We start from the raw sequence: 24620 nt of genomic DNA, 5'->3' as shown, positions 1-24620 counted from the left end.
AGAAATCCTAGCGATCTAAAAGGGGAACTACCGTGAAAAAATCGCTTCTCGGCGCAGCCACCGCGCTCGCCCTCATCGCCGGCCCGGCGGCGGCACAGACCGTGCTGACGGCCAATATCGAGCCGGCGACCACCTGGGTTCGCAACTTCAACCCGTTCAACCAGACCTCGGCGCGCCAGAGCACGCTCGACTTCATCTACGAGCCGCTGGTCGTCTTCAACCGCTTCGACGGCAACAAGCCGGTCTTCCGGCTGGCCGAAAGCTTCAAGCTCTCGGACGACCTGAAGTCGATCGAGTTCAAGCTTCGTCCGAACCTCAAGTGGTCCGACGGCAAGCCGCTGACGGCGACCGACGTCAAGTTCACCTACGACTACCTGAAGAAGTTCCCGGCGCTCGACTTCGTCAGCATCTGGACCTTCATCACCGGTGTCGAGGCCGTGGACGCTGAGACCGTGCGCTTCACGCTCGCCAATCCGAGCTCGCTTGCAGCCGAACAGCTGGCGCAGCTGCCGATCGTGCCCGAGCACGTCTGGAAGGACATTGCCGAGCCGGTCACCTTCGCCAACGAGGCGCCCGTCGGCAGCGGTCCGCTGACCGAAATCCCGCGCTTCACCGGCCAGACCTACGACCAGTGCCGCAACCCGCACTACTGGGACGCAGCAACGCTCAAGGTCGACTGCGTGCGCTTCCCGCAGCTTGCCGACAACAACCAGATCCTGACGGCGACCGCGTCGGGCACGCTCGACTGGGGCGTCTCCTTCATCCCGGATATCGAGAACGTCTATGTCGCCAAGGATCCGGAACACTTCCACTTCTGGTATTCGCCAAGCAGCATGGTCGCCTTCCTGTTCAACCAGGAAACGGCGAGCGAGAACAACCGCAAGGCCTTCAACGACGTGAAGTTCCGCCGTGCCGCCTCGATGGCGCTCGACCGCGGCACCATGGTCGACGTCGCCGGCTACGGCTACCCGACGCTCAACGAAGACCCGGCAGGAATGGGCGAGCTCTACAAGAGCTGGGCCGATCCGTCAGTCGCGGCCGATTTCGGCAAGTACGGCAAGTACGATGCGGATGCCGCCAAGGCGCTGCTCGACGAGGCCGGCTACGCCGACAAGGACGGCGACGGCTTCCGCGACAACCCGGATGGCAGCAAGATCTCGTTCTCGATCATCGTTCCGAGCTCCTGGACCGACTGGATCGACACGGTGACGATCGCCGTCGAGGGCCTGCAGGCCGTCGGCCTCGACGCCAAGATCGAGACGCCCGAGGAAGCGGTCTGGACCGGCAACCTCATCAACGGCACCTTCGATGCGGCGATCAACAGCCTGCCGGCATCGGCCTCGCCCTACTACCCCTACAAGCGCGCCTTCAGCGCGTCGGACAAGGGCAAGACCCGCTTTACCTCGCAACGCTGGTTCAATCCGGATGTCGAAGCGCTTCTGACCGAGTTCACCCAGACCGCGGACCCGGCCAAGCAGAAGGAAGCGATGAACAAGGCACAGCGCATCGTCGCCGAAAACATGCCGATGATCCCGGTGTTCAACAACCCGAACTGGTACCAGTACAACACAAAGCGCTTCAAGGGCTGGGCGACGGCGGAAAACCCCTTCGTCAACCCGTCGATCACCCGCAACAACCCGGCGCGTCTTCTGCACCTTCTGGCGCTTGAACCGGTGAAGTAATCCCTGATCGAAGGCGCGGCGCCCTTTCGGACGACGACCCGGGAGGGCGCCGCATCTCGATCGGCAACGGTGGCGGGCGCTTTTCGCCCGCCACGCAATCGTCCTTGGGGTCAGTCTCCACGGGCGGTTCGACAAGAAGACAGCCCTGCCGCCTGACGCGCGCTTGCGGCAGCCGCAGTCGATGGAGTTCCCTATGGCTTTTCTGCTACGCCGCCTCTGCTTCTATCTGGCGGCCTTCGTCGCGGCGGCGACGATCAACTTTTTCCTGCCGCGGCTGATGCCCGGTGACCCGGTGCAGATCATGTTTTCGAGCGCCGGCGCTGAACTGCCGCCCGAAAGCCTGCAGGCCCTGAAACTCACCTTCGGCTTCGTCGATGGCCCCCTTTGGCAGCAGTACCTCACCTATCTCGGCAGCATCTTCAGCGGCGACCTCGGCCGTTCCATCAAGTATTTCCCGCTGCCGGTGACCACCGTGCTCGGCAACGCACTCGTCTGGACCGTCGGTCTGATGGGAACTGCCACCATCGTCAGTTTCGCGCTCGGCACCTTCCTCGGCATTCTCGCGGCCTGGCGCCGTGGCAGCCTGTTCGACGTCATCGTTTCCGTCGGCGCGATCTTCGCGACCTCGGTTCCCGCCGTCGTCACCTCGCTGATCGTCGTCTTCACCTTCGGCTTCACGCTTGGCTGGTTCCCGACCGGCTATGCCGCCGATCCGGCGCTCGATCCCGCCTTCACGTTCGAATATATCGGCAGCATCCTCTACCATGGCATCCTGCCGATGCTGACGCTTTGCGCGGTTCTGACCGGCGGCTTCGCCGTGACCATGCGCAACAACATGATCAACCTGCTCGGCGAAGACTACATCGTCATGGCCCGCGCGAAGGGGCTCTCCGACACCCGCGTGATGATCTGGTATGCGGCGCGCAACGCCCTGTTGCCGACCGTCTCGAGCCTTGCCATCGCCATCGGCACGGTGCTCGGCGGCTCGCTGGTGACCGAGGTGGTGTTCAACTATCCGGGCCTCGGCAACATTCTCTACCAGGCGATCCTCGCCCGCGATTACCCCGTCATCCAGGGACAGCTCTTGATCATGACCGCCACCATGCTCATTGCCAATTTCATCGTCGACGTCAGCTACGTGCTGCTCGACCCGCGACTGAAGAGGGCGTGATATGAAAACCTCCTCCTTTCCGCTCGTCCACAACCGCAAGGCCATGGTCGGCGCGCTGATCGTCGCCTTCATCCTGGCTGTCGCGATCGCAGCCCCCTTGCTGACCTCCTATGACCCGGGCGCCCGCGTCGGACGGCCGCATCAGTCACCGTCGCTCGAGCACTGGCTCGGTACCACCCGTATCGGCCAGGACGTCTTCGCCCGCCTCATCTACGGCGCACGCACGTCGCTCGCCGTCGGCTTCGGCGCCGGGCTTCTCATCACCATTGTTGGCACAGCACTCGGCATCATCGCCGGCTATCGCGGCGGCAAGATCGACGAGGTCATCAGCTTCTTCACCAACATGGTGCTGGTCGTGCCGAACCTGCCGCTGCTGCTCGTGCTCGCCGCCTTCATCGGCCAGGCAAGTCCGTGGGTCATCGCGCTCATTCTCGGCTGCACGTCCTGGGCCTGGGGTGCCCGCGTCACCCGCGCAGAGACGCTGTCGGTCAAACAGAAGGACTATGTGAAGTCCGCCGAGATGATGGGCGAGCCACGCTGGCGCATCATGACCTTCGAAATCTTCCCCAACCTCATCTCGATCGTCGGCATCAACTTCATCGGCAGTGTGATCTTCGCGATCATCACCCAGGCGACGCTCGAGTTCCTGGGCCTCGGCGATCCCAAAGTCGTTTCCTGGGGCACGATGCTCTATGCGGCGCAGAAGGCCTCCGCCCTTTCGGTCGGCGCCTGGTGGGACATCCTGACGCCCTGCTTCGCGCTCGCCTTCCTCGGCATCGGCCTGTCGCTGCTCAACTTCGCCGTCGACGAAATCGCCAATCCGCGGCTTCGCACCGGCAACCGGCTCGGCCGCTGGTCCGCGCTCATCCGCTCCGGGGAGGGCCGCCTGTGACCGCACCTTTGCTTTCGGTCAAGAACCTGACCATCGATTACATTGGCGAGACCAACGATTTCCGCGCCGTCGACAATGTCAGCTTCGACGTTGCCCCCGGTGAGGTCTTCGGCCTTGCCGGCGAATCCGGCTGCGGCAAGAGCACGATCGCCTTTGCCATCAGCCGGCTGCACAAGCCGCCGGCGCTGATCCGCAAGGAAAGCGCCATCCTGCTCGACGGCCGCGACGTGCTCGACCTCGACCAGAAGGATCTCGCCGACTTCCGCTGGCGCGAAGTGGCGATGGTGTTCCAGAGCGCAATGAACTCACTGAACCCGGTGTTGCGCATCGAACAGCAGTTCTACGACGTCTTGAAGACGCACAAGCGCATCACCCGCGCACAGGCGCGTGATCGCACCGCCGAGATGCTCAAGCTCGTCGATATCTCGCCGGACCGGATGCGCGATTATCCGCACCAGTTTTCCGGCGGCATGCGCCAGCGCATCGTCATCGCCATCTGCCTTGCGCTCGATCCGCGGCTGATCGTCATGGACGAGCCGACGACGGCGCTCGACGTGGTGGTGCAGCGCGAAATCCTGCAGCGGATCAACGAACTCCGGCGCAAGCTCGGTTTTGCCGTGCTCTTCATTACCCACGACCTCGGGCTGATGGTGCAGTTCTGCGACCGCATCGGCATCATGCTCGGCGGCAAGCTGGTCGAACAGGGCACCGCCGACGCCATCTACCGGACACCGGAGCACGACTATACCAAGAAGCTCTGGGCCTCCTTCCCCTCGCTGCACGGAGGCGTTCTTCGATGACCGGCATGTCCGCACCCATTCTTACCCTGGACAAGGTCAGCAAGACCTTCGGCAATGGCCCCGCCGCCGTGCGCGCGGCGAGGGCTATCTCGTTCTCATTGCATGCGGGCCGGGCGCTTGCCGTCGTTGGCGAATCCGGCAGCGGCAAGACCACCTGCGCCCGCATCGCCATGCGCGAATACGAGCCGAGCGAAGGACGGCTGCTCTATAAGGGCAAGTCCGTCGACGCGGCCGGATCCAAGGAAATCGCCGACTATCGCCGCTCGGTGCAGATGATCTTCCAGGATCCCTTCGCTTCGCTCAATCCGGCCCACACCATCGCCTACCACCTGAAGCGGCCGCTGATGCTGCACCGTGCTGACATCAGGGGTGCGGCGGTCGACGAAGAGATCAAGGCCCTGCTTCGGCAAGTGAAGCTCGATCCTGAGATCGTCGCGCCGAAATACCCTCACGAACTTTCCGGTGGCCAGCGCCAGCGCGTCAACATCGCGCGGGCGCTCGCGGCCAAGCCCGAAGTCATCGTCGCCGATGAGCCGACCTCGATGCTCGACGTTTCCGTGCGGCTCGGCGTGCTCAATCTCTTGAGCGAAATGAAGCGCGAGATGAATCTCGGCCTGCTCTACATCACCCACGACATCGCGACGGCCCGCTACGTCGCCGAGGATATCGCGGTGATGTATGCAGGCCAGATCGTCGAATGGGGCAACACCGGCAAGGTCATCGACAACCCGGCCCATCCCTATACCAAGCTGCTGCTCTCGGCGGTGCCGGATCCGGACATCCGCTTCGACGATCCGAACGCGCAAGTCAGTTCCGCTGAAGCCGATGAAACGCGCCGGCGTTCGGCGGCGACCCAAGAGACAATCCGCGAAGTCGAGCCCGATCATTTCGTGCGCGCGGCCTGAGCCGCCCACCGACTGGCTAAAGCAAAAACGCCTCGCTTACCGCGGGGCGTTTTTGTTTGGTCGCGAAAAGCGCAACCCCGTCGATTTTTGGCCCGGCGCCCTCGTGCGCCGGGCCAAAAAATCAGGCGGCTTCGCGCTTTTCGACGTCGGTCGGAACGGTGGAGATCGTCTTCAGGATCTGCGAAGCGATCTGGTAGGGGTCGCCCTTGGAGTTCGGGCGGCGATCTTCGAGATAGCCCTTGTAGTCGTTGTTGACGAAGCTGTGCGGAACGCGGATCGACGCACCACGGTCAGCAACACCGTAGCTGAACTGGTGGATCGAAGCGGTTTCATGCTTGCCGGTCAGGCGCATGTGGTTGTCCGGGCCGTAGACGGCGATGTGGTCGGCACGAGCTTCGGCGAAAGCAGCCATCAGCTCTTCGAAGTATTCCTTGCCACCGACTTCGCGCATGTAGGCGGTCGAGAAGTTGGCGTGCATGCCCGAGCCGTTCCAGTCGGTGTCGCCGAGCGGCTTGCAGTGGTATTCGACGTCGATGCCGTACTTTTCGGTCAGGCGCTGCAGCAGGTAGCGGGCAAGCCAGATTTCGTCGGCAGCCTTGCGCGAGCCCTTGCCGAACACCTGGAATTCCCACTGGCCCTTGGCGACTTCCGCATTGATGCCTTCATGGTTGATACCGGCAGCCAGGCAGATGTCGAGATGCTCTTCGACGATCTTGCGGGCCACGTCACCAACGTTGCTGAAGCCGACGCCGCAGTAGTAGGGGCCCTGCGGCGCGGGGTAACCGGCATCCGGGAAGCCGAGCGGGCGGCCGTTCTGATAGAAGAAGTATTCCTGCTCGAAACCGAACCAGGCGCCGTCGTCATCCAGAACCGTAGCGCGGGTGTTGGACGGATGCGGCGTCTTGGCATCCGGCATCATGACTTCGCAAAGGACGAGAACGCCGTTCTTGCGCTCCGGATCCGGATAGACGGCGACCGGCTTCAGCACGCAGTCCGAGCTGCTGCCTTCGGCCTGCATCGTCGACGAACCGTCGAAGCCCCAGAAGGGCAGCTGTTCCAGCGTCGGGAAAGCATCGAATTCCTTGATCAGGGTCTTGCCGCGCAGGTTCGGGGTGGGCTTGTAACCGTCGAGCCAGATGTATTCGAGCTTAAACTTTGTCATTTCGTTCTCTCACATGACGCCAGGAATGGCTTGGTTCCGAAGCGGTTGGGCAATCCAGACTGGCTGCCCGACGACCGATGACCGTTAAGAAGCATTAATCGTGCCAACTCGGATTAGGCGTCGAGAATCCAGAAAAAGGGTCATTAGAGGCAGGTGTGAGGGCTGCCGAACCGATACCACAGCGCAAGGAAGCAGCGATTCGCACAAAAAATAGGCAAAACCTGCCCGACTCCGCGGCAAAGCAGGGCGGCAAGTCTGCGATCAAAGATCCAGCGTCAGTAGATGCCGGCGATTGCCTGCAAAACGTGCAGTGGCGCAATGAACCGGACAGGTCAACTTCAGCGCCCGACGACGCATTGGCGCATGATCGCGGGCAGGACCTTGAACAGCCGCGCGTCCTCGCACTGGGAAACATTGAAGCGCATGAAGCCGTTGGCGGTTCCGGCGTGAGAGAAGACGTTGCCGGGCGCCAGCACGATTTCCTGCTGCAGCGATTTCTGCGCCACCTCGGCCGCGTCGATGCCATCGGGCAAACGGCACCAGAGAAACATGCCGGCCTGCGGCTCGATCCATGGCGTGATACCGATCTCGCCGAGCCGCGCCGCCGTCTCGTTCATCGACCGTGCCAGGCGCTCGCGCAGTGCCTCCATGTGCTTGCGGTAGCTGCCGTCCTTGAGCATCGCAAAAACCAGCTCCGCCGCAAGGCTCGGCCCGCCGAACGTGGTGGCGATCTTCAGGTCGACCAGCCCCTCGATCCACCCCCGCGGCGCGGCGATGAAGCCGCAGCGGATGGAGGCCGAGAGAGTCTTGGAGAAGCTGCCGATCTGCACGACACGCTCGAGCCCGTCGAAGGCGGCAAGCCGCGGCGCCGGCGTATGCTCGAAATCGGCGAAGATATCGTCCTCGACGATCGTCAGCCCGGCCTGTTCGGCAAGCTTCAGCAGACGATGGGCGACGACCGGCGAGAGCGTGGCGCTTGTCGGATTGTGAAGCCCGGAATTGGTGATGTAGAGCCGCGGCCGGTGGGTTGCGAGAACCTCAGCGAATTTCTCGAGATCGGGGCCCGAAGGCGTATAGGGCACGCTTACGACCTCTGCCCGATGGGCGCGCAGCAGAGCATGGAAATTGAAATAGCAGGGGTCGTCGACCACGACCGTATCGCCTGGCTCAATCAGGAAGCGGCAGAGCAGATCGATCGCCTGCGTCCCGGATTCCGTCAGGATGATCTGGTCGGGCGATGCCTCGACGCCGTGCTCGCCGAGACGCCGCGCCAGAAGCTGGCGTAAGGGCCGATGGCCAAGCGGCGTTCCGTAGTCCGTCAGCCCGCTCGCCTCCAGCTTGGATGCCGATTTAAGAGCACGGCGGATTGCAGTTTCCGGCATCCAGCTCGGCGGCAGCCAGCCGCAGCCGGGCTTCAGCACGCTATCGCCCGTTTCCAGCGCCTGGCGCGACACCCACAGCGGATCGACGGCCCGGTCGAGCCGCGGACCGATCTCGGCCAAAGACAGAGGCGCCAGCGGCGCCGCCACGAAGAAGCCGGCGCCGGGCTTCGAGCGAATGACACCTTCGGCCACCAGCCGTTCATAGGCTTCGACGACGGTGGATTTCGAAACGCGCATGGTGTTGGCGAAGGCGCGGATCGACGGAAGCTTCGCCCCCGGCGTTAGGACACGTCCGGCGATCCGCTGCCGGATCGTCGCCATCACGCCTTCGAGCAGCGTTTCGCTGCCGAGCTCCAACTCCTGAACCGTCATCCGTACTGCTCATACACCCAATACAGTTTTGCAAAACTGTACCGCATTGTCTCTGGCAGAGCCAGTCCGTTCGACGGATACAGACGAAAAAGGAGAATGCTATGGACAAGACGGCAGACGGTTGGATGAGCGGTTTTCTCGGGGTACTGATCTTCAGCGGATCATTGCCAGCGACCCGCGTCGCAGTGATGGACTTTGATCCGGTGTTTCTGACAGTCGCGCGCGCGGCGATCGCCGGCCTGCTCGGCCTCTTGTTGCTTCTCATCTTCCGCCAGCCGCGACCGGCGAAGGCCGATCTCGTTTCGCTGGCAATCGTCGCCTTCGGCGTCGTGCTCGGCTTTCCGCTGCTAACCGCGCTGGCCTTGCAGCACGTCACCTCGGCGCATCTGATCGTCTTCGTCGGACTTCTGCCATTGGCAACCGCGATCTTCGGCGTGCTTCGTGCCGGCGAGCGGCCGCGCCCAGCCTTCTGGCTCTTTTCCTCGCTCGGCAGCGCCGCCGTCGTCGGTTTCGCGCTGGTGCAGGGCTTTGCCGCATCGCCCGTCGGCGACCTCCTGATGCTCGGCGCCATCATTGTCTGCGGCCTCGGCTATGCCGAAGGCGCCAGCCTTTCGCGCAAGCTTGGCGGCTGGCAGGTGATCTGCTGGGCGCTGGTCCTGTCCTTGCCGATCATGCTGGCGCTGACGCTCTTCACGCTGCCGGCCTCCTTCGCAGCCGTCACCAACGGCGCCTGGGCGGGCCTTGCCTATGTCTCGCTCTTCAGCATGCTCGTCGGCTTTGTCTTCTGGTATCGCGGCCTTGCGCTCGGCGGCGTCGCCGGCGTCGGACAGTTGCAGTTGCTGCAGCCCTTCTTCGGCCTGGCACTCGCTGCAACACTTCTCGGCGAGCCGGTCAGCTGGAGCATGCTGGCCGCGACCGGCGCGATCGTGCTCTGCGTTGCCGGCGCCAAGAAATTCGCGAAATAGGCGGCTTTTCACGGGGCGGCGCAGCCCAAGCCCTTCAGAGGCGGTCGAGCTTCAACCGCGCGCCGAGCAGATCGAGAAAGCGGCGGATCTTTGCAGATGGGGTCCGCCCTTCTAACCACAGCGCATGGATCGGCACCGGGGCCGGCTCGAAGTCTTCAAGCACGGTTTCGACCTTGTCGGCATCGATCAGATGTTTGATCTGCCAGAGCGGCGAAAAGCCAAGGCCGAGGCCCTGCTCCACCGCCGCATAGATCGCATTCATCGAGTTGGTGCGAAACCCGCCGCTCACCTTGACGGCGCGAGCCCGCCCGTCGATGCTGAACATCCAGACGCCGGGTCGCTCGTCGCCCGTGCGCGTGACGCAACGATGCGCAGCGAGTTCCTGCGGATGAGACGGCCGGCCGAAGCTCGCAAAATAGGCGGGCGAGCCGAAGACGACGCGGCGAAGCGCGCCCAGGCGCTTGCCGGTCAGGCCAGAATCCTGCAGATCGCCGATCCGCAAGACCAGATCGAGTCCGCTCGCTGCCAGATCGACGAAGGCATCGGAGAGGTCGAGATCGACCTCGACTTCCGGATATTTCGCCATGTACTCGGCGATCACAGGTATCAGGAACCGCGGCGCAAACAGATTGGGCGCCCCAAGGCGCAGCACGCCTGACGGCTCGGAGCGCCGCTGTGCGGCCTCCTCGCGCGCGTCGTGTATCTCCTCCACCGCAGGCTTGATGCGCAGATAAAAGCTCTCGCCCGCCTCGCTCGGCATTGAGCGGCGGGTCGTGCGATGCACCAGCTCGACACCGACATCGGCTTCGAGCATGGCGAGCGACCGGCTGATGGTCTGGAGCGGTCTGCCCAGGCGTTTCGCCGCGGCCGTCAGGCTCCCCTGCTCGACGATGGCCAGAAAGGCCTCCAGATCTTCGATGCGGCTCATTCGATAATCCCGTTTTGCTGGAGAATAAATCACATTTTGCGTCGATTGTCCGCATTGTTGTGCAGCACTAGCTTGAGATCGTCACATCACGACGGCTCGAAAGGCAGACCCCATGAACCAGCGCTCCAACACGATCCTTGTCGTCGGTGCCACCGGCCGCTTCGCCGGCCTTGTCCTTCCCGAACTGGCGCGGCGCGGCGCCAGGGTCCGTGCCCTCATCCGCGACGAAGCGCAGGGCACGATTGCGAAATCGCTCGGTGCATCGGAGATCGCGATCGGCGATCTGCGCGAGCGCACCAGCCTTGACCGGGCACTTGAGGGCGCTGACGGCGTCTTCCACATCGGCCCGGCCTTTGCGCCGGACGAGGCGGCGATGGGCGTATCGATGGTCGAAGCCGCCGTTCGCGCCGGCGTCCGGAAGTTCGTTTTCTCCTCGGTCATCCAGCCAACCCATGTGCGGCTGAAGAACCATGCAGCAAAGATTCCGGTGGAGGACGCGCTCTATTCCTCGCCGCTCGAATACACCATTTTGCATCCGGCAAACTTCATGCAGAACCTGCGGTCGGCCTGGGCGAGCGTGCTTGCCACCGGCAGCTTCGCCGAGCCGTTTCCGACAGCGACGCGCATCGCCCGTGTCGACTACCGTGATGTCGCTGAAGTCGCGGCCATTGCCCTCACGGAGGACCGGCTCGCCTATGCGACGCTGGAACTTAGCGCCGAGGGCCGGCACAACCGCGAGGAAATCGCCCGAATGATGAGCGCCGCGCTCGGTCGGCCGATCATTGCGGCAACCATCGGCTTTCACGAATGGGCAAAACCGATCGCCGCGAAATACACCGACCACCAGCTGGAGCTGCTGTCCAAGGTTCACGCCCACTATGCCGAAGTCGGACTTGGCGGAAACAGCCTGACGCTCCGCGCCGCTCTTCAGCGCGAACCGCGCAATCTCGAGAGTTTCATTCGCGAGCTGGCGCAGGCCTAACGGTCGGCGGCCACACCTGTTCCCTTCACCCCCGGAGTTCACCTCATGTCAAAAAAGCTTCCGCATCGATACCAGGCCATCGTCATGCCGCTTGTTCTTTCCGTCCTGATGTCGGGCATCGTCTCCTTCGTCTCGACGGCCATCGCCAACGGCATCCATCCCGATATTCTCACACTATGGATCAAGGCCTGGGCTTTCTCCTGGCTGGTCGCCTTTCCGAGCCTGCTCGTGGTCCTTCCGCTCGTGCGCCGCATCGTGGCGGCGACCGTCGAACAGCCGCGCAGCAACTGACCGATCTCGCGCTATTCACCCCGAGCCGACCTTTCGGGCGCACCCGATATTTTTAGGATATCTAAAAACGATTGACAGGAAATCGGGCCGCGCCCTAGCTTGAGGAGAGACGAGAAGGGGACAGACAGTGACGACGGACCATGCCAGCGGCGCTTCGCCCGGCGAGGCAGAAACGCCGCCGCTCGGCGATCGCCTGCGCCAACGGCGAAAGGCCCTGAAGATGACGCTTCAAGAGGTCGCCGACGAGGCCGGTTTTTCCGTCGGCTTCATCTCGCAGATCGAGCGCGGCATCACCGTCCCGTCGCTGACCTCGCTGATCGCCGTCTGCCGGACCTTGAAAGTCGAGGCCGGCAGCTTCCTCAATCCGCCGAAGGTGGCGACGCCATTTACCCGGCGCGAACACCGTCCGGTGTATGGGCTCGGCGGAGAAAGCGGCAAGGCCGTCTCCTATGAGCGGCTCTCCGCCTCCTTTCCCGGCAACGTGCTCAGAAGCACTATTATCCACGAGCCGCCCGGCCATCGCAGCGAGCCAATGTCGCATGAGGGAGAGGAAATCTTCTTCATCTTGAAGGGAGCGTTGACGCTGGAGGTGGACGGCGAAGCGATGGTTCTCGAAGCGGGCGATTCCGCTCATTTCCCGTCGCTGCGCACCCATACGATGTGGAACCACACCAGTGAGCCGACCACGATCCTGCACACCTGCACCATGGACGTCTTCGGCGACGGAGCGCCCTCAGGAAGCCCCACCGACAGCCTCGCCGTGACCCGGGCCGAGAACCGGCTCGAGGGGATCGCCGAAGGCAAGTGACGGGCGCCACAGCCAGCGCCGCCACGAGTTCTTAGAACATATCGCCCCATCGCTGGCCTTACGGCAGGAGCACCAAGGCGCCTGTCGTCTGGCGTCCTTCGAGCCGGCGATGCGCCTCGGCTGCCTCGGCCAATGGCAGACGCGCGTGCACGCGGATATTGACCGCGCCGCGCGCGACAACGTCGAAGAGATCCTTGCTCATCGCCAGCACGTCCTCGCGTCGCGATAGATGCGCAGGTAACAGCGGCCAGGTGGCATAAAGCGATCCCTTCTGCGCCAGCGTCGTGATGTCGAAGGGAGGGATCGAGCCGGAAGCGGCGCCGAAACTGACGAAATGACCGAAGGGGCGCAGGCTGTCGAGCGAACCTTCGAACGTCGCCTTGCCGATGCTGTCGTAGACGACGTCGACCCCCTCGCCTTCGGTGATTTCGAGCACGCGCGTTGCAAAGTTCTCCTTGCCGTAGTCGATCACGTAGTCCGCACCATTGGCCCGCGCCAGTTCGGCCTTCTCCGGCGAACCGACGGTGCCAATGACCTTTGCCCCAAGATGTTTCGCCCATTGCGTCAGGATCAGGCCGACACCGCCCGCGGCCGCATGAACGAGGAGGGTGTGGCCGGCCTCGACCCGGAAGGTGCGACGCAACAGATATTGCGCCGTCAGCCCTTTCAGCATCATCGCCGCACCCGTCTCGAAGTCGATATCCTCAGGCAGATGCACGAGGACACGGGCCGGCACATTGTGTTCCTCGGCATAGGCTCCGAGCGCCTCGGCATAGGCAACGCGGTCACCCGGCTTGAAGCCCTCGACATCGGGCCCGACAGAGACCACCTCTCCGGCTCCCTCCTTACCTGGGATGAATGGAAGCTGCGGCGGCGGGTAGGCGCCGCTGCGCAAATAGATGTCGACGAAGTTGACGCCGATCGCCCGGTTGCGCACGCGCACTTCCCCCGGGCCGGGTTCGCCGAGTTCGAAATTTTCGTAGGCGAGCACATCGGGCCCGCCGTGCTGATGCACGCGGATAGCTTTCATGGATCTGGTCCTCTGGTTGAGTTGGCTGGTCCTGGCAGCCTCCAGGCGGCGGCCGATGCCGATCTGCCTGATGCTGCCTCGCCTTCCTCGCTGATCACATCTGACAGATAGCCATGCGTGAGTTGCCCGTGTAGACTGATATCAATGACAACAGAGTTCAAACTTCATGATATCTGACCAGATCGGCATCGACCTCCTGCGCAGCTTCGTCGCGGTCTGCCGGCAGGGCAGCCTGAACCGCGTCGCCACCCAGACCGGCCGCACGCAATCGGCGCTGAGCATGCAGATGCGCCGGCTCGAAGATCTGCTCGGCCGACAGCTCTTCACCCGCACCGGTCGCGGCGTCGTGCCGACACCCGAAGGCGAATTGTTCCTCGGATACGCCACGCGCATGCTGGCGCTCGGCGACGAAGCGGCGGCGCGGCTGCGGCAGGCCGACCTGAGCGGTGGCGTGCGGGTCGGCCTGGCCGAGGAAGTGGCAACGACGGCGCTGCCCGAAGCGCTCGGTCGACTGCGGCGCGGCTACCAGGAGATCCGGCTCGACGTGGTGGTCGAGCAATGCGTGGCGCTTGGAAAGACCTGGCCCGAAGGCGACCTCGATATCATGGTCGTGCCGACCTCCGTGGTCACCGCCGACGCCCTCACCACCTGGAATGTGGAGCTGCAATGGGTCTGCGGGACGGACTACGCCTTCGACGAGACCCGACCGATCGACCTTGTTGCCTTCGCCGCACCCTGCCTCTGGCGCCGCCGCATGATCGAGACCTTGGCCGACCAAGGCCGGGAACACCGGATCACTTTTACCAGCCAGAGCATCACGGCGCTGCAGGCCGCGATCGAGAACGGGCTCGGCATTGGTTTGCTTCCGCCGGACGCGATACGCGCGGGCACGATGCGGGCGCTGCCCGCCTCGTCAGCCGTACCGAAGCCGTTTGCCGTCCAGTATGGGCTTTTTGCCAGGGATCGGCGATCGGCCGTCGTCGATTGCGCGATCAGCGTGCTGCTCGAAGGCTTGCCGATCGCTTCAAGGACCTAACGTCCTTCGCGGCTGAGCGCGACGCTCACCCGCCCCAGGTTGTCTCCAGCACGCGGATCCAGTTGCCGTGGCAGATCTTTGCGAGTGCCGCATCGTCATAGCCGCGGGTGCGCAGCAGGTCGACGAGCAGCGGCAGATCGGCCGCGCTGCGCATCGCAGCAGGGATGGCCGTACCGTCGAAGTCAGAGCCGAGCGCCACATGATCGATACCGATACGCTCGACGATATAGTCGATGTGGTCGACAAGGAGCGAGAGCGGCGTATCCGTGTTCCTGGTCCCGTCCGCGCGCAGGAAAAGGACGCCGAAGTTGATGCCGGCCAAACCGCCGGTGTCCCTGATCGCGTCGAGCTGACGGTCCGTCAGGTTGCGGCTATGCGGGCAGAGCGCGTGCACGTTGGAATGGGAGGCGACGAGCGGCGCCTGCGACAGCGCGGCGATGTCCCAGAAGCCCTGCTCGTTCATGTGCGAGAGATCAAGCATGATCTTCAGCTCGTTGCAGGCGCGCACGAGATCCTTGCCGGCCTCGCTGAGGCCTGGACCGATATCGGGTGAAGAGGGAAAGCGGAAGGGAACGCCATAGGCAAAGAGGTTCGGCCGGCTCCAGACGGGGCCGAGCGTGCGCAGACCCGCGGCGTGAAGCACATAGAGCGCGTCGAGATCGGCGCCGACCCCCTCGATACCCTCGATGTGCAGCACCGAGGCAAAGGCACCCTTGTCCATGGCGGCGCGGATATCGGCAGCACTGCGGCAAATCTTCAGCCGGCCCTCCGACTGGCGTTCGATCCGCATCAGCAGGCTCGTCATGCCGAGCGTGGCTTCGAGTGCGCTTTGTTGATCGGGCGTTGCAAACTCGCCGCCGCCATCCTTGGCAAGGCCGGGCGAGGCGACGTAGACGGCGCAGAGGCCGCCGGCAAGGCTACCCGCCGCGGCCTTGTCGAGATCGATATGCCCGGTATCGACGCCATCGAGGAAGCGGCGCTCGGCAGCGCCGCCCGGCGAACGCCAGAGCCGCGACAGCACGTCGTTATGTCCGTCAAAGACCGGGATTTTCGCTTGCGTCGCCAATTCTGGATCGCCTTCTCAACCTGTTGTCCTCAAGTGCGACTCATGGATAGTCGCCGACGGACCATAGACATTGGGTGCGGGAACCGCACCCTTTTTCCCCGCCGGCCTAACGCAATGCAGGCGGGCCGGGCAAATGCAAACCGTGCATAGGCCCTGCCGGAATCGGAATTGGCGGCACGAGGTTCTGTCGTGCTTAGTCGGAGATACGCGTGGGAAACCACTGCGACCAGAATTGGAGAATGGACATGACGAAGCCGGCATCGCTGGATTGGCAAGCCGCCGAAGCGGCTGCGAGGCGCCTGACCGCACAATGGGTGGCAGACGAACCGGGCGGCGCGGTCATCGGCTTCGATGCATCCGGACCGCGCTTCTCGCATGCGGCCGGCGTCGAGAGCCTCGCGACATCCGCCCCGTTCACGCTCGACAGCGTCGTGCGCTATGCGTCCCTCACCAAGCACGTCTTCTCAGCAATGGTGCTCGCCCACGCCGACCTTATCGGTCTCGACGATCCGCTCGGCCAGCATCTTCCGGAACTGCGGTCGCCACTTGCGCGCGTGACGGTCGGGCAGGCGCTCGACATGAGTGGCGGCCTGCCGGATACCCGCGAATGCCTGTCGTTGCTCGGCCTTTCCGTCTACACGGAGACCAGGGCCGGACCGCTGCTGGAGTACCTCTCACGCCTGGAGCGGCTGAACTTTGACGCCGGCACCGAGGTCTCATACTCCAACACCGGCTATCGCCTCATCGAAGCGGCTTTGGAGCGCAAGGGCTTCCGCTTCAACGATTTCGTCCAACGGGAAATCGCGGCCCCGCTTGGCATCGCGCTGAAGGCGCCGGATGTCTGGAACGATCCGGTGAGGGACCTCGTTCCCGGCTACTGGCACTCGGGCGAAACCTGGCAGCTATCTGCCGCTGGCCTGCACATTTCCGCATCGGGCAGCCTCACCGGCAGCGCCGGGGCGCTTGCCACCTGGCTGCAGGCGCTGCTCGGTGGCGAAGGCCGCTTCGCCGGTCTTCTGCAGAAGTTGCAGGCGCCCCGATATCTCGCCGACGGGCGACCAACAGGATACGGGCTCGGCCTGCGCAACTCGTCGCTCGGCGGCCGCGAATTCGTTGGCCATGGCGGTTCACATCCCGGCTACAAGACCTATTTCCTCCTCGATCCCGAAACGCGCGCCGGCTTCGTCGTGGTCTCCAACCGCGAGGACACCAACGGTTACAAGATCGCGCTCGAAAGCATGGCAGCGCTCACCGGCATTCCTCTGCCGACCCCGGCAGCCGATCTCGGCGACGGTCTCTACGTGACGGAGGCCGGTCCCTGGTGGGTCGAGGTCAAGGGCAGCACCTGCACCTATCTCGATGCGGATGAGACGCTCTATGACGACGGCGACGGCTGGGCCTCGTCGCGCTCGGCCTCATCCCCTGTCCGGCTGCGCCGCGACGGCTCCGCCCTTGTCGGCGAGGTCGGCCATGCGGCACGGTGCTTCCTTCCAGCGGCGACGCATGAGCCGCTGCCGGCGTCGCTCTCCGGGGTCTGGCGCTCCGACGAAAGGGCGGAATTCACGGTCGAGAACGGCGCGGTCCTGATGGGCGTCGGCCCCGTACGTCAGACCATGAAGCTCACTCCCCTTGGCAATGGTCGCTTCCTGTTCACGCTGAGCGATGGGCCCTGGGTCAAGCGCATCTGCCTGCATCTCCTCGGGCCCGATCACCTCGAACTGGTGACAAGCCGAGCCCGGATGATCGAATATCGCCGCCGCGCCTGATTTTTCTTGATGACGCGCGGGCGCTGCCACAAAAGAAGTCCGGTCGCCGGCGAATGACGGACCAGACTTCAGGAGTGCATGCCCGTGGAAATCAAATGGCTTGAGGACTTTCTGGCGCTCGCCAGCACGCTGAACTTCTCAAAGGCGGCGGACGAGCGCCATGTCACCCAATCCGCGTTCAGCCGCCGCATCCGGCAGTTGGAGGCCTGGCTCGGCGCCACGCTCGTCGACCGCGCGACCTATCCTTCACGCCTGACGGAGGCGGGGTCGAAATTCGTGCCGGTGGCGCAGGAGACTCTGAAACAGCTCTACCAGGCAAGGCGCAATCTGCAGCAGGAGGAAGGCTCCGACGCCCGCACCATCAAGCTGACAGCGCTGCATACGCTCTCCTTCACCTTCTTTCCCGCATGGATGACACGGGTCAACGCCCGGAGTGGGCCGCTCTTCTCCCGACTTCGCCCCGATTCCGGCAGCATGGAGGAAAACCTCAACTCGCTTGTCGACGGCGAATGCGACTTCCTGCTGACCTACGCCCATACCCAGGTCCCGCACCTGCTCGACCCGCAGGCCTTCGAACATCGCGTGCTCGGCCACGAACGCATCATCCCCGTTTCGGCGGCGAATGAAGCAGGGGAGCCCCTGCACCGGCTGGAAGGCGGCACGAAGCCGTTCCCGCATCTGAGCTACGAAAAATCGTCGTTCTTCGGCCAGCTTCTGGATGATCTGATCGGGCGCGAGCTACCGCCGGCGCAAAGGGTGCACGAAGGCAGCATGTCGGTGGGGCTGAAAGCCATGGCCGAATCCGGCTGGGGCATCGCCTGGGTGCCCGAAAGCCTGATGACGGATGAGCTGGCGAACGGCTCGCTGGTCAGGGCCGCCGACCCGCACTGGGACGTCAGTGTCGAGATCCGGCTCTATCGCGCCAAGGAAAACCGCCGGCCGATCGTCGGCCGCGTCTGGCAGGGCCTGGAAGCCGGGTCCTAGTCACGCGGCGCGAGAAGTGTGCTGTCGTACCAGACATCCTCGTAGTCAGGCGCAATCAGAAAGCGCCAGCCCGGAGGCAGCGCGAGATACGGCAGCACTGAAACACAAAGTTTCTGCAGATGATGGGCATGGAGAGGCATGAAGAATTCAGGATCGGCAGATAGCTCTTCCCCTCCCCAGATATACCAGCCATTCGTTCCATTCTCGGGCGGATGCCGCAGCCCATTGAGCCGCTGTTCCCCTCGCAATGCGCCGGCAGAAATACCAAGCTTGCAAGATAGGTCGAGCGCGTCGAACCCGGCCCCGTAGCGCCGGCAGACGTCGCGTTGAGCCTGCTTCATTTCTCGCTCTTCCAAGGTAGGAGATCCGGCCGTCGGCTAGATCGCCGTCTGCCGTGCACGTTCCAGATAGAGTTCGCGCAGGCGCTTGACCACCGGGCCCGGTTCACCGCTACCGACAGGCTTGCCGTCGATGCGGGTGATCGGCGCAACGAAGTTCGAAGCGCTGGTGAGGCACGCTTCGCGGGCGTTGAGCGCCTCTTCGAGCGTGAAGGGGCGTTCTTCCAGCGTCATTCCCTGTTCGGCGGCGAGCGCGAGAGCGGCGAGCCGGGTGCAGCCGGGCAGCGTCTTGTGGCTGTTGCCGCGCGTGACGATGCGGTTGTCCGCGGTGACGATGTAGGCGGTGGAGGAAGCACCTTCCGTCACGAACCCGTCCTCGATCATCCACGCCTCATCGCAGCCTTCAGCCTTGGCGATGCGCTTGGCGATCACCTGCGGCAGCAGGCACACACTCTTGATGTCGCGGCGCGCCCAGCGCTGGTCGGGCACGGTCTTGACCGACAGCCCCTTGGTGGTGGCAGTCACCAGCGTCTTTGCCTGGGTGAAGAGCACCAGCGTCGGCTTGATATCCTCGGAGAACAGAAAGTTCCGGTCCTCGGCGCCCCGGGTGAGCTGCAGATAGACCATGCCTTCGACAAGGCCGTTCTCTTCGATCAGCCGCTTTTCGATCGCGACGATCTCGTCGGTCGATACCGGCAAAGGCACATCGATTTCACGCGCGCAGCGCTCCAGGCGCGCCATATGCGATGCGCTGTCGATCAGCCTGCCCTCAAGCACGGCGGTGACCTCGTAGATGCCATCACCGAAGAGGAAGCCGCGATCGAAGATCGAGAGGCGCGCCTCGTTCTCGGGCAAAAACTCGCCGTTGAGATAGACGGTGCGGATGGACGGCTGGGACATGTAGGCTCCGTAAAAATTGGTTTGGCAGAAGCGCATGGACCGCAACACCGAACGCGATCCAGGGGCACAAATCAGTGTTCGCTGAGCGCGCGAAGCCGTTCGAGCGAGATCGCCTCGACCGTGCTCGGCTTGCCGTTCGCGGCATTGAAGCCATGCGTCGTGCGGGCCATGGTCAGCGAATTGAGGATGGCCTCCTCCGTCGCCTCGATGGCCGCTTCGAAGAGCGGCGATATTAGGTCGTTTGGAAGATCGGGATAGTCGGCAATCGCGGCCCGGCGCGCCTTGGTGCGACGAACGGCGGCAGCCGTCGAGAAGGCGAGCGCATAATCGCCGGAACCATTGCTGAGCGCGGCGCCGGTGCGGGCCAGGCCGCCGAAGGCGCGTTCGGCCAGACGCTTGAGGTTGCGGGAAGAGAGCGGCGCATCGGTCGCGATCACGATGACGATCGAACCGTCGCGGTCGTGTGCCGCCGGCGCCTCATAGGCACGACCGCAGACGGTGAGCCGGCCGCCATAATTGGATTGGACGAGCACGCCGAGCGTAAAGACCTCGCCTGCCGCCTTCACAAGTCGCGAGCTCGTACCGATGCCGCCCTTCAGCCCGAAGGCCACCGTGCCGGTTCCGGCACCGACAGCCCCCTCCTCGACGGCACCGGTCTTCGCGGCGGCAAGGGCGGCGCCGATCTCGTCGATCGTCGGGCGACCGGCGCGGATATCGTTGAGGCGGGAGTCGTTGGTCTCGCCGACGACCGCGTTCAGCGACACGACCTTCTCGTTGCCCGGCTGCGCCAGCGTCCAGCGATTGACGGCCTCGATGGCGCGTCCCGTCGCCAGCGTGTTGGTGAGAACGACGGGCGTTTCCAGCTCGCCGAGCTCCTCTACCTGGGTGGAGCCCGCAAACTTGCCGAAGCCGTTGAGCACAGCGAAGCCGGCCGGCACCTTGTCCTGAAAGAGGTTGCCGTCATGAGGCAGTATGGCGGTGGCGCCGGTGCGGATGCAGTCGGCCTCGACAACGGTGGCATGGCCCACCGCGACACCCATCACATCGGTGATCGCATTGAGCGGTCCGGGTTCGTAAGCCCCCGGGCGGAAACCGATGTCGCGAAGCCGTAAATGCTTGATATTTGTCATTTTTCGCCGTTTTCCTCACCCATCACCGCGGTCGCGAAGCAGTCATTTCGTCGCAGGCGACCCTACCTGTATCGGCGGCAAAACGGCATCGCAAAAATGGAATAGTTTCATGAGAAGCCTGCAACGCCGCCCTTCGCGGTCGGTCGTGGAGCTATGAGCCGAATGAGACTTTTCCGCATGGGCCCATGGGTCAGCGCGGCGACTGATAGTCGAGTGAAATAAAGCAGTTGCAACCATAAGAAACAGTTCATAAGTTCGCCTCGTCTTTGGCAAGGGAGCCTCCCATCCATGACGAAGCCGCTTGATGCAACCTCAGGCAGGTCTCAGCAGACGACGCCCGAAATGGCGACACGGCCGAGCCTCGGCATCTGGGCTTGCTCCGCGCTCGTCGTCGGCAACATCATCGGCTCCGGCTTCTATCTCTCTCCCGCCGCACTCGCGCCCTACGGCGCCGCAGCCCTCGTCGGCTGGGTCTGCATGGCGGTTGCCGCCATGTGCCTCGGCCTTGTGTTTGCGCGGCTCGCAGGCGTCAGGCCCGCGACCGGCGGCCCCTACGCCTACAGTCGCATGGCTTTCGGTCCGTTTGCCGGCTTTCTGGTCGCCTGGGCCTACTGGATCTCGATCTGGGCGTCGCTGCCGGCGATCGCCATGGCCTTCACCGGTTATCTCGGCGTGTTCTTCCCGAACCTTCAGCATATGCCGGGCGGCTTCACGGCGGTTTCGCTCGCCGCCATGTGGCTGGTTGCCGCCATCAACATGTTCGGCGTCAGGAGCGCCGGGCGTTTCCAGATCGTGACCGTCGGATTGAAACTCCTTCCCTTCATCGCGATTGCGCTTTTCGGCCTCTTCTGGATCGAGCCGCAGAACCTGACACCCATCAGCCCGAGCGGGCTGTCCATGCTCGGTCTGATCTCCGCGACCGCACCGTTGACGATGTTCGCCTTTCTCGGCATCGAGTCTGCCACCGTTCCGGCCGGCGATGTCGACGATCCGAAACGCACGATCCCGCGGGCGACCGTGCTCGGCACGCTCTGCTGCGGCCTCATCTTCATCCTAGGCACGCTCGTGGTCATGGGCACGGTCCCGCGCGAAACGCTTGCGCGTTCCGCCGCTCCCTTCTCCGATGCGGCCTTCATGATGTGGGGCTGGTGGGGGAGCACGCTGGTTGCGGCCGCCGTCGTTCTTTCGTCGATCGGCGCGCTCAACGGCTGGACGCTGCTGATGGCTCAGGTGCCGATGGCAGCGGCCCGCGATGGGCTGTTCCCTCCAGTTTTCGGGCGCCTTTCCAGCCGTGGCGTGCCGCAGTGGGGTATCGTCCTGTCGATGCTACTTGCTTCGGCCCTTCTCGTTCTGCAGACCTCGGGCGTGTCGGGACTGATGGCCGTCTATAGGTTCGCCGTCGACCTTTCGACCACCGCAGCCATGGTGCCTTACGTCTTCTGCAGCCTCGTCGAGGGCGCGCTGTTCCTGGCACTCACACGTCCGCGCGACGAGGAATGGGGCGGCTTCCGCCTTGGCCCCTACAAGCCTTATGCCCTGGTCGCCTTCATCTTTTCGCTTTGGACGGTCTACGGCAGCGGACCTCAGGCGGGCCTCTGGTGCCTCCTGCTGCTGCTCGTGGCACTGCCCGTCTACCTGTCAGTCGAAAGGAAGGAGCCGTCCACTGGCTGACGTCAAAAAGAATACCCCCACCTGCACCTAGCACCGAACTAGAGAGAGGATTGGATATGAGCATGTTAAACAGGGGTCACCGCCGTCTCGGCATGAAAGCACTCGTTCTTGACGACGAGATCAGCGAGGAAAGTGCTGCAGGCCGCGCCGTCCGGTCGCTGATCGCGGAGATGGAGCGCCGCCAGATCGAGGTGGTGACCGCAGAAAGCGCCGATGACGGTATTGCGGTGATCCGATCGGACCCCGCTCTCCAATGCGTATTGGTCGACTGGGATCTCGGGTCGGACGGCCACGAACAATCGATCGGCGTCGTCGAGGCGCTGCGCAAGCGCAACGGCACCGTTCCGCTGCTGCTGCTCGCCGACCGCAGCGTCGCCTCGTCGGTTCCGGCCGATATCATGGCGAAGGTCGACGATTTTGTCTGGATGCTCGAAGACACGATGGACTTCGTCGGCGGCCGTATCCAGGCGGCAATCGAGCGCTATCGTTCGACCGTGCTGCCGCCGATGTTCAAGGCGCTCGCCCAGTTCTCCCAGGTGCACGAGTACTCCTGGCACACGCCCGGACACACCGGCGGCACGGGTTTCCTGAAGTCGCCGCCCGGCCGCGCCTTCTTCGAGTTCTTCGGCGAACCGCTGCTGCGCTCGGATCTCTCGATCTCGGTCGGTGAACTCGGATCTCTGCTCGACCATTCCGGCCCGATCGGCGCCAGTGAAAAATACGCTGCCCGCGTCTTCGGCTCGCACCGCAGCTACCACGTCACCAACGGCTCCTCGACCTCCAACCGCGTCATTCTGATGGCGAGCGTCAGCCGCGACCAGATCGCGCTGTGCGACCGCAATTGCCACAAGTCGGCCGAACACGCGATGACCATGTCGGGCGCCGTGCCGACCTATCTGGTGCCGACCCGGAACCACTACGGCATCATCGGGCCGATCCCGCCGGAACGGCTGACCGCGGTCGCGATCCGCAAGGCGATCGACCAGAACCCGCTTGCCGCGGACCTTTCGGACAAGGAGCCAAAGCACGCCATCATCACCAACTCGACCTATGACGGTCTTTGCTACAACGTGACCCGCGTCGAGGAACTGCTCGGCGCCAGCGTCGACCGCCTGCATTTCGACGAGGCCTGGTACGGCTACGCCCGCTTCAACCCGATCTATCGCGACCGCCACGCAATGCACGGTGATCCGAAGGCGCATACGGCCGACAAGCCGACGGTATTTGCCACCCAGTCGACGCACAAGCTGCTGGCGGCCCTTTCTCAGGCGTCCTTCATTCACGTACGCGACGGCCGCAAGCCGATCCCGCATGGCATTTTCAACGAGACGTTCATGATGCACGCCTCGACCTCGCCGAACTACGCGATCATTGCCTCGAACGACGTCTCGGCGGCGATGATGGACGGGCCCGGCGGCGCGGCGCTCACCAACGAGTCGATCGAGGAAGCCGTGGCGTTCCGCCTGATGATGTCGCGGCTGGCCAACGACGCGGCAGAGCGCGGCGACTGGTTCTTCGATTGCTGGCAGCCGGATACGGTGCGCGACCCGAAAACCGGCCGCACAAGCCCCTTCCATGAAGCCTCGCCGGAATCCCTCGCGACCGATCCGTCCTGCTGGGTGCTGAAGCCCGGGGCAGCGTGGCACGGCTTCGGCGAGATCGAGGACGGCTATTGCATGCTCGATCCGATCAAGGTCTCGATCGTCACACCGGGTGTTGCGCCCGGCGGCGGGCTGATGCCGGTGGGCATCCCCGCAAGCCTCGTCACCGCCTATCTCGATGCCCGCGGCATCGTTGTCGAGAAGACGACCGACTTCACCATCCTGTTCCTCTTCTCGCTCGGCATTACCAAGGGCAAATGGGGCTCGCTCGTCAGCGCGCTTTGCGACTTCAAGCGCGACTACGACGCCAACCTCACGCTCGAAGTGGCCATCCCGTCGCTGATCGAGGACCACCCGGAACGCTACGCCGGCATGGGTCTCAAGGATCTCGCCGACACAATGTTCCAGGCGATGGACCAGCTGAAGACCACCGCCTCCATGGCCGCCGGCTTCTCTGTCCTGCCACATCCGGACCTGAGCCCGGTGCGCGCCTACGAGCGGCTGGTGCGCGGCGAGGTGGAACAGGTGACGCTCGACCATCTGGCCGGCCGCACGGTCGCAACGGGCGTCGTGCCCTATCCGCCCGGCATCCCGCTTCTAATGCCGGGCGAAAACGCTGGGCCCGCCGATGGTCCGGTCCTCGGCTACCTCAAGGCGCTGGAGGCCTATGATCTCCGGTTCCCGGGCTTCACCCATGACACGCACGGGGTGGAGGTCGAGGACGGCCTCTACCGCGTCTATGTGTTGACCCGCTGACC

The 24620-nt window shown here is 64.0% G+C and carries 22 protein-coding genes; 14 read left to right on the top strand and 8 right to left on the bottom strand.

Going from position 1 to position 24620, the window contains the following annotated elements:
- Positions 1 to 32 precede the first annotated feature (32 nt).
- The 5 genes from IB263_RS30460 (at position 33) to IB263_RS30440 (ending at position 5450) form a co-directional block, all read left to right on the top strand.
- Positions 33 to 1682, top strand: coding sequence for an ABC transporter substrate-binding protein (locus tag IB263_RS30460; protein ID WP_089043674.1), 1650 nt, complete (start codon positions 33 to 35; stop codon positions 1680 to 1682).
- A gap of 193 nt (positions 1683 to 1875) precedes the next feature.
- Positions 1876 to 2853 carry an ABC transporter permease gene (locus IB263_RS30455; protein ID WP_060529168.1) on the top strand — a complete coding sequence of 326 codons (978 nt, stop codon included), beginning with the start codon at positions 1876 to 1878 and terminating at the stop codon, positions 2851 to 2853.
- Between the two features lies 1 nt (position 2854).
- A complete protein-coding gene (locus IB263_RS30450; RefSeq protein ID WP_192439436.1) occupies positions 2855 to 3745 on the top strand; it encodes an ABC transporter permease in 891 nt (296 codons plus the stop codon).
- Complete coding sequence (locus IB263_RS30445) at positions 3742 to 4545, top strand: ABC transporter ATP-binding protein (protein WP_034790084.1); 804 nt, start codon at positions 3742 to 3744, stop codon at positions 4543 to 4545. The genes IB263_RS30450 and IB263_RS30445 overlap by 4 nt, the downstream gene beginning before the upstream one ends.
- Positions 4546 to 4550: 5 nt before the next feature.
- Positions 4551 to 5450, top strand: coding sequence for an ABC transporter ATP-binding protein (locus IB263_RS30440; RefSeq protein ID WP_192439449.1), 900 nt, complete (start codon positions 4551 to 4553; stop codon positions 5448 to 5450).
- Positions 5451 to 5571: 121 nt separating this feature from the next.
- On the opposite strand, the gene IB263_RS30435 is transcribed toward IB263_RS30440, so the two are convergent.
- Positions 5572 to 6612 carry a glutamine synthetase beta-grasp domain-containing protein gene (locus IB263_RS30435; RefSeq protein ID WP_034790086.1) on the bottom strand — a complete coding sequence of 347 codons (1041 nt, stop codon included), beginning with the start codon at positions 6610 to 6612 and terminating at the stop codon, positions 5572 to 5574.
- 338 nt (positions 6613 to 6950) lie between these two features.
- Positions 6951 to 8366 (bottom strand): PLP-dependent aminotransferase family protein, encoded by a 1416-nt coding sequence (locus IB263_RS30430; protein ID WP_034790116.1) that lies wholly within the window; start codon positions 8364 to 8366, stop codon positions 6951 to 6953.
- A gap of 101 nt (positions 8367 to 8467) precedes the next feature.
- On the opposite strand from IB263_RS30430, the gene IB263_RS30425 reads away from it, so the two are divergent.
- The gene (locus tag IB263_RS30425; protein ID WP_060606261.1) at positions 8468 to 9331 is read left to right on the top strand and encodes a DMT family transporter; all 864 of its coding nucleotides are present in this window, start codon (positions 8468 to 8470) and stop codon (positions 9329 to 9331) included.
- 34 nt (positions 9332 to 9365) lie between these two features.
- On the opposite strand, the gene IB263_RS30420 is transcribed toward IB263_RS30425, so the two are convergent.
- On the bottom strand, positions 9366 to 10259 hold the full coding sequence (locus IB263_RS30420; protein ID WP_034790120.1) for a LysR family transcriptional regulator: 894 nt from the start codon (positions 10257 to 10259) through the stop codon (positions 9366 to 9368).
- Positions 10260 to 10371: 112 nt separating this feature from the next.
- Between IB263_RS30420 and IB263_RS30415 the strand changes: the two genes are divergently transcribed.
- The 3 genes from IB263_RS30415 to IB263_RS30405 all read left to right on the top strand — a co-directional run bounded on the left by IB263_RS30415 (position 10372) and on the right by IB263_RS30405 (position 12340).
- The gene (locus IB263_RS30415) at positions 10372 to 11241 is read left to right on the top strand and encodes an NmrA family NAD(P)-binding protein (protein ID WP_192439435.1); all 870 of its coding nucleotides are present in this window, start codon (positions 10372 to 10374) and stop codon (positions 11239 to 11241) included.
- A 45-nt stretch (positions 11242 to 11286) separates the two neighbouring features.
- A complete protein-coding gene (locus tag IB263_RS30410; protein WP_192439434.1) occupies positions 11287 to 11532 on the top strand; it encodes a DUF2798 domain-containing protein in 246 nt (81 codons plus the stop codon).
- 127 nt (positions 11533 to 11659) lie between these two features.
- The gene (locus IB263_RS30405) at positions 11660 to 12340 is read left to right on the top strand and encodes an XRE family transcriptional regulator (RefSeq protein WP_210338354.1); all 681 of its coding nucleotides are present in this window, start codon (positions 11660 to 11662) and stop codon (positions 12338 to 12340) included.
- A gap of 58 nt (positions 12341 to 12398) precedes the next feature.
- Here the strand turns inward: IB263_RS30405 and IB263_RS30400 are convergent, their stop codons facing one another.
- Entirely contained in the window at positions 12399 to 13370 is a 972-nt protein-coding gene (locus IB263_RS30400) for a quinone oxidoreductase (protein ID WP_034790126.1), read from the bottom strand.
- A 166-nt stretch (positions 13371 to 13536) separates the two neighbouring features.
- On the opposite strand from IB263_RS30400, the gene IB263_RS30395 reads away from it, so the two are divergent.
- Complete coding sequence (locus IB263_RS30395; protein WP_192439433.1) at positions 13537 to 14406, top strand: LysR family transcriptional regulator; 870 nt, start codon at positions 13537 to 13539, stop codon at positions 14404 to 14406.
- 25 nt (positions 14407 to 14431) lie between these two features.
- Here the strand turns inward: IB263_RS30395 and IB263_RS30390 are convergent, their stop codons facing one another.
- The gene (locus IB263_RS30390; protein ID WP_192439432.1) at positions 14432 to 15472 is read right to left on the bottom strand and encodes a dipeptidase; all 1041 of its coding nucleotides are present in this window, start codon (positions 15470 to 15472) and stop codon (positions 14432 to 14434) included.
- A 245-nt stretch (positions 15473 to 15717) separates the two neighbouring features.
- Between IB263_RS30390 and IB263_RS30385 the strand changes: the two genes are divergently transcribed.
- Both IB263_RS30385 and IB263_RS30380 read left to right on the top strand, forming a co-directional pair.
- A complete protein-coding gene (locus IB263_RS30385) occupies positions 15718 to 17238 on the top strand; it encodes a serine hydrolase (protein ID WP_192439431.1) in 1521 nt (506 codons plus the stop codon).
- A gap of 84 nt (positions 17239 to 17322) precedes the next feature.
- Positions 17323 to 18222: a LysR substrate-binding domain-containing protein gene (locus IB263_RS30380; protein ID WP_192439430.1), complete on the top strand. Its 900-nt coding sequence runs from the start codon at positions 17323 to 17325 to the stop codon at positions 18220 to 18222.
- Here IB263_RS30380 and IB263_RS30375 read toward each other — a convergent pair.
- From IB263_RS30375 to IB263_RS30365, 3 genes are all read right to left on the bottom strand, one after another.
- Positions 18219 to 18563: a hypothetical protein gene (locus IB263_RS30375; protein WP_210338352.1), complete on the bottom strand. Its 345-nt coding sequence runs from the start codon at positions 18561 to 18563 to the stop codon at positions 18219 to 18221. The two genes, IB263_RS30380 and IB263_RS30375, sit on opposite strands and share 4 nt — an antisense overlap.
- Positions 18564 to 18599: 36 nt before the next feature.
- The gene (locus IB263_RS30370) at positions 18600 to 19460 is read right to left on the bottom strand and encodes a D-amino-acid transaminase (protein WP_090299175.1); all 861 of its coding nucleotides are present in this window, start codon (positions 19458 to 19460) and stop codon (positions 18600 to 18602) included.
- Positions 19461 to 19531: 71 nt separating this feature from the next.
- Positions 19532 to 20590, bottom strand: coding sequence for a P1 family peptidase (locus tag IB263_RS30365; RefSeq protein ID WP_089043667.1), 1059 nt, complete (start codon positions 20588 to 20590; stop codon positions 19532 to 19534).
- Positions 20591 to 20878: 288 nt separating this feature from the next.
- Here IB263_RS30365 and IB263_RS30360 point away from each other — a divergent pair, with 288 nt between their 5' ends.
- Positions 20879 to 22261 (top strand): amino acid permease, encoded by a 1383-nt coding sequence (locus IB263_RS30360; RefSeq protein WP_246811122.1) that lies wholly within the window; start codon positions 20879 to 20881, stop codon positions 22259 to 22261.
- A gap of 62 nt (positions 22262 to 22323) precedes the next feature.
- Positions 22324 to 24618 (top strand): Orn/Lys/Arg decarboxylase N-terminal domain-containing protein, encoded by a 2295-nt coding sequence (locus tag IB263_RS30355; RefSeq protein WP_210338351.1) that lies wholly within the window; start codon positions 22324 to 22326, stop codon positions 24616 to 24618.
- The last annotated feature ends 2 nt before the right edge of the window (positions 24619 to 24620 follow it).

The sequence above is a fragment of the Ensifer sp. ENS03 genome (assembly GCF_014852035.1).
Classification (GTDB): domain Bacteria; phylum Pseudomonadota; class Alphaproteobacteria; order Rhizobiales; family Rhizobiaceae; genus Ensifer; species Ensifer adhaerens.
This window is presented reverse-complemented; position numbering and strand designations above follow the sequence as displayed.

Bases quoted from the DNA above. Each gene is read 5' to 3' on its own strand.
- IB263_RS30455 (WP_060529168.1), top strand. From the start codon at position 1,876: ATGGCTTTTCTGCTACGCCGCCTCTGCTTCTATCTGGCGGCCTTCGTC.
- IB263_RS30450 (WP_192439436.1), top strand. From the start codon at position 2,855: ATGAAAACCTCCTCCTTTCCGCTCGTCCACAACCGCAAGGCCATGGTC.
- IB263_RS30440 (WP_192439449.1), top strand. From the start codon at position 4,551: ATGTCCGCACCCATTCTTACCCTGGACAAGGTCAGCAAGACCTTCGGC.
- IB263_RS30435 (WP_034790086.1), bottom strand. From the start codon at position 6,612: ATGACAAAGTTTAAGCTCGAATACATCTGGCTCGACGGTTACAAGCCC.
- IB263_RS30430 (WP_034790116.1), bottom strand. From the start codon at position 8,366: ATGACGGTTCAGGAGTTGGAGCTCGGCAGCGAAACGCTGCTCGAAGGC.
- IB263_RS30425 (WP_060606261.1), top strand. From the start codon at position 8,468: ATGGACAAGACGGCAGACGGTTGGATGAGCGGTTTTCTCGGGGTACTG.
- IB263_RS30420 (WP_034790120.1), bottom strand. From the start codon at position 10,259: ATGAGCCGCATCGAAGATCTGGAGGCCTTTCTGGCCATCGTCGAGCAG.
- IB263_RS30415 (WP_192439435.1), top strand. From the start codon at position 10,372: ATGAACCAGCGCTCCAACACGATCCTTGTCGTCGGTGCCACCGGCCGC.
- IB263_RS30410 (WP_192439434.1), top strand. From the start codon at position 11,287: ATGTCAAAAAAGCTTCCGCATCGATACCAGGCCATCGTCATGCCGCTT.
- IB263_RS30400 (WP_034790126.1), bottom strand. From the start codon at position 13,370: ATGAAAGCTATCCGCGTGCATCAGCACGGCGGGCCCGATGTGCTCGCC.
- IB263_RS30395 (WP_192439433.1), top strand. From the start codon at position 13,537: ATGATATCTGACCAGATCGGCATCGACCTCCTGCGCAGCTTCGTCGCG.
- IB263_RS30385 (WP_192439431.1), top strand. From the start codon at position 15,718: ATGACGAAGCCGGCATCGCTGGATTGGCAAGCCGCCGAAGCGGCTGCG.
- IB263_RS30375 (WP_210338352.1), bottom strand. From the start codon at position 18,563: ATGAAGCAGGCTCAACGCGACGTCTGCCGGCGCTACGGGGCCGGGTTC.
- IB263_RS30370 (WP_090299175.1), bottom strand. From the start codon at position 19,460: ATGTCCCAGCCGTCCATCCGCACCGTCTATCTCAACGGCGAGTTTTTG.
- IB263_RS30365 (WP_089043667.1), bottom strand. From the start codon at position 20,590: ATGACAAATATCAAGCATTTACGGCTTCGCGACATCGGTTTCCGCCCG.
- IB263_RS30360 (WP_246811122.1), top strand. From the start codon at position 20,879: ATGACGAAGCCGCTTGATGCAACCTCAGGCAGGTCTCAGCAGACGACG.
- IB263_RS30355 (WP_210338351.1), top strand. From the start codon at position 22,324: ATGTTAAACAGGGGTCACCGCCGTCTCGGCATGAAAGCACTCGTTCTT.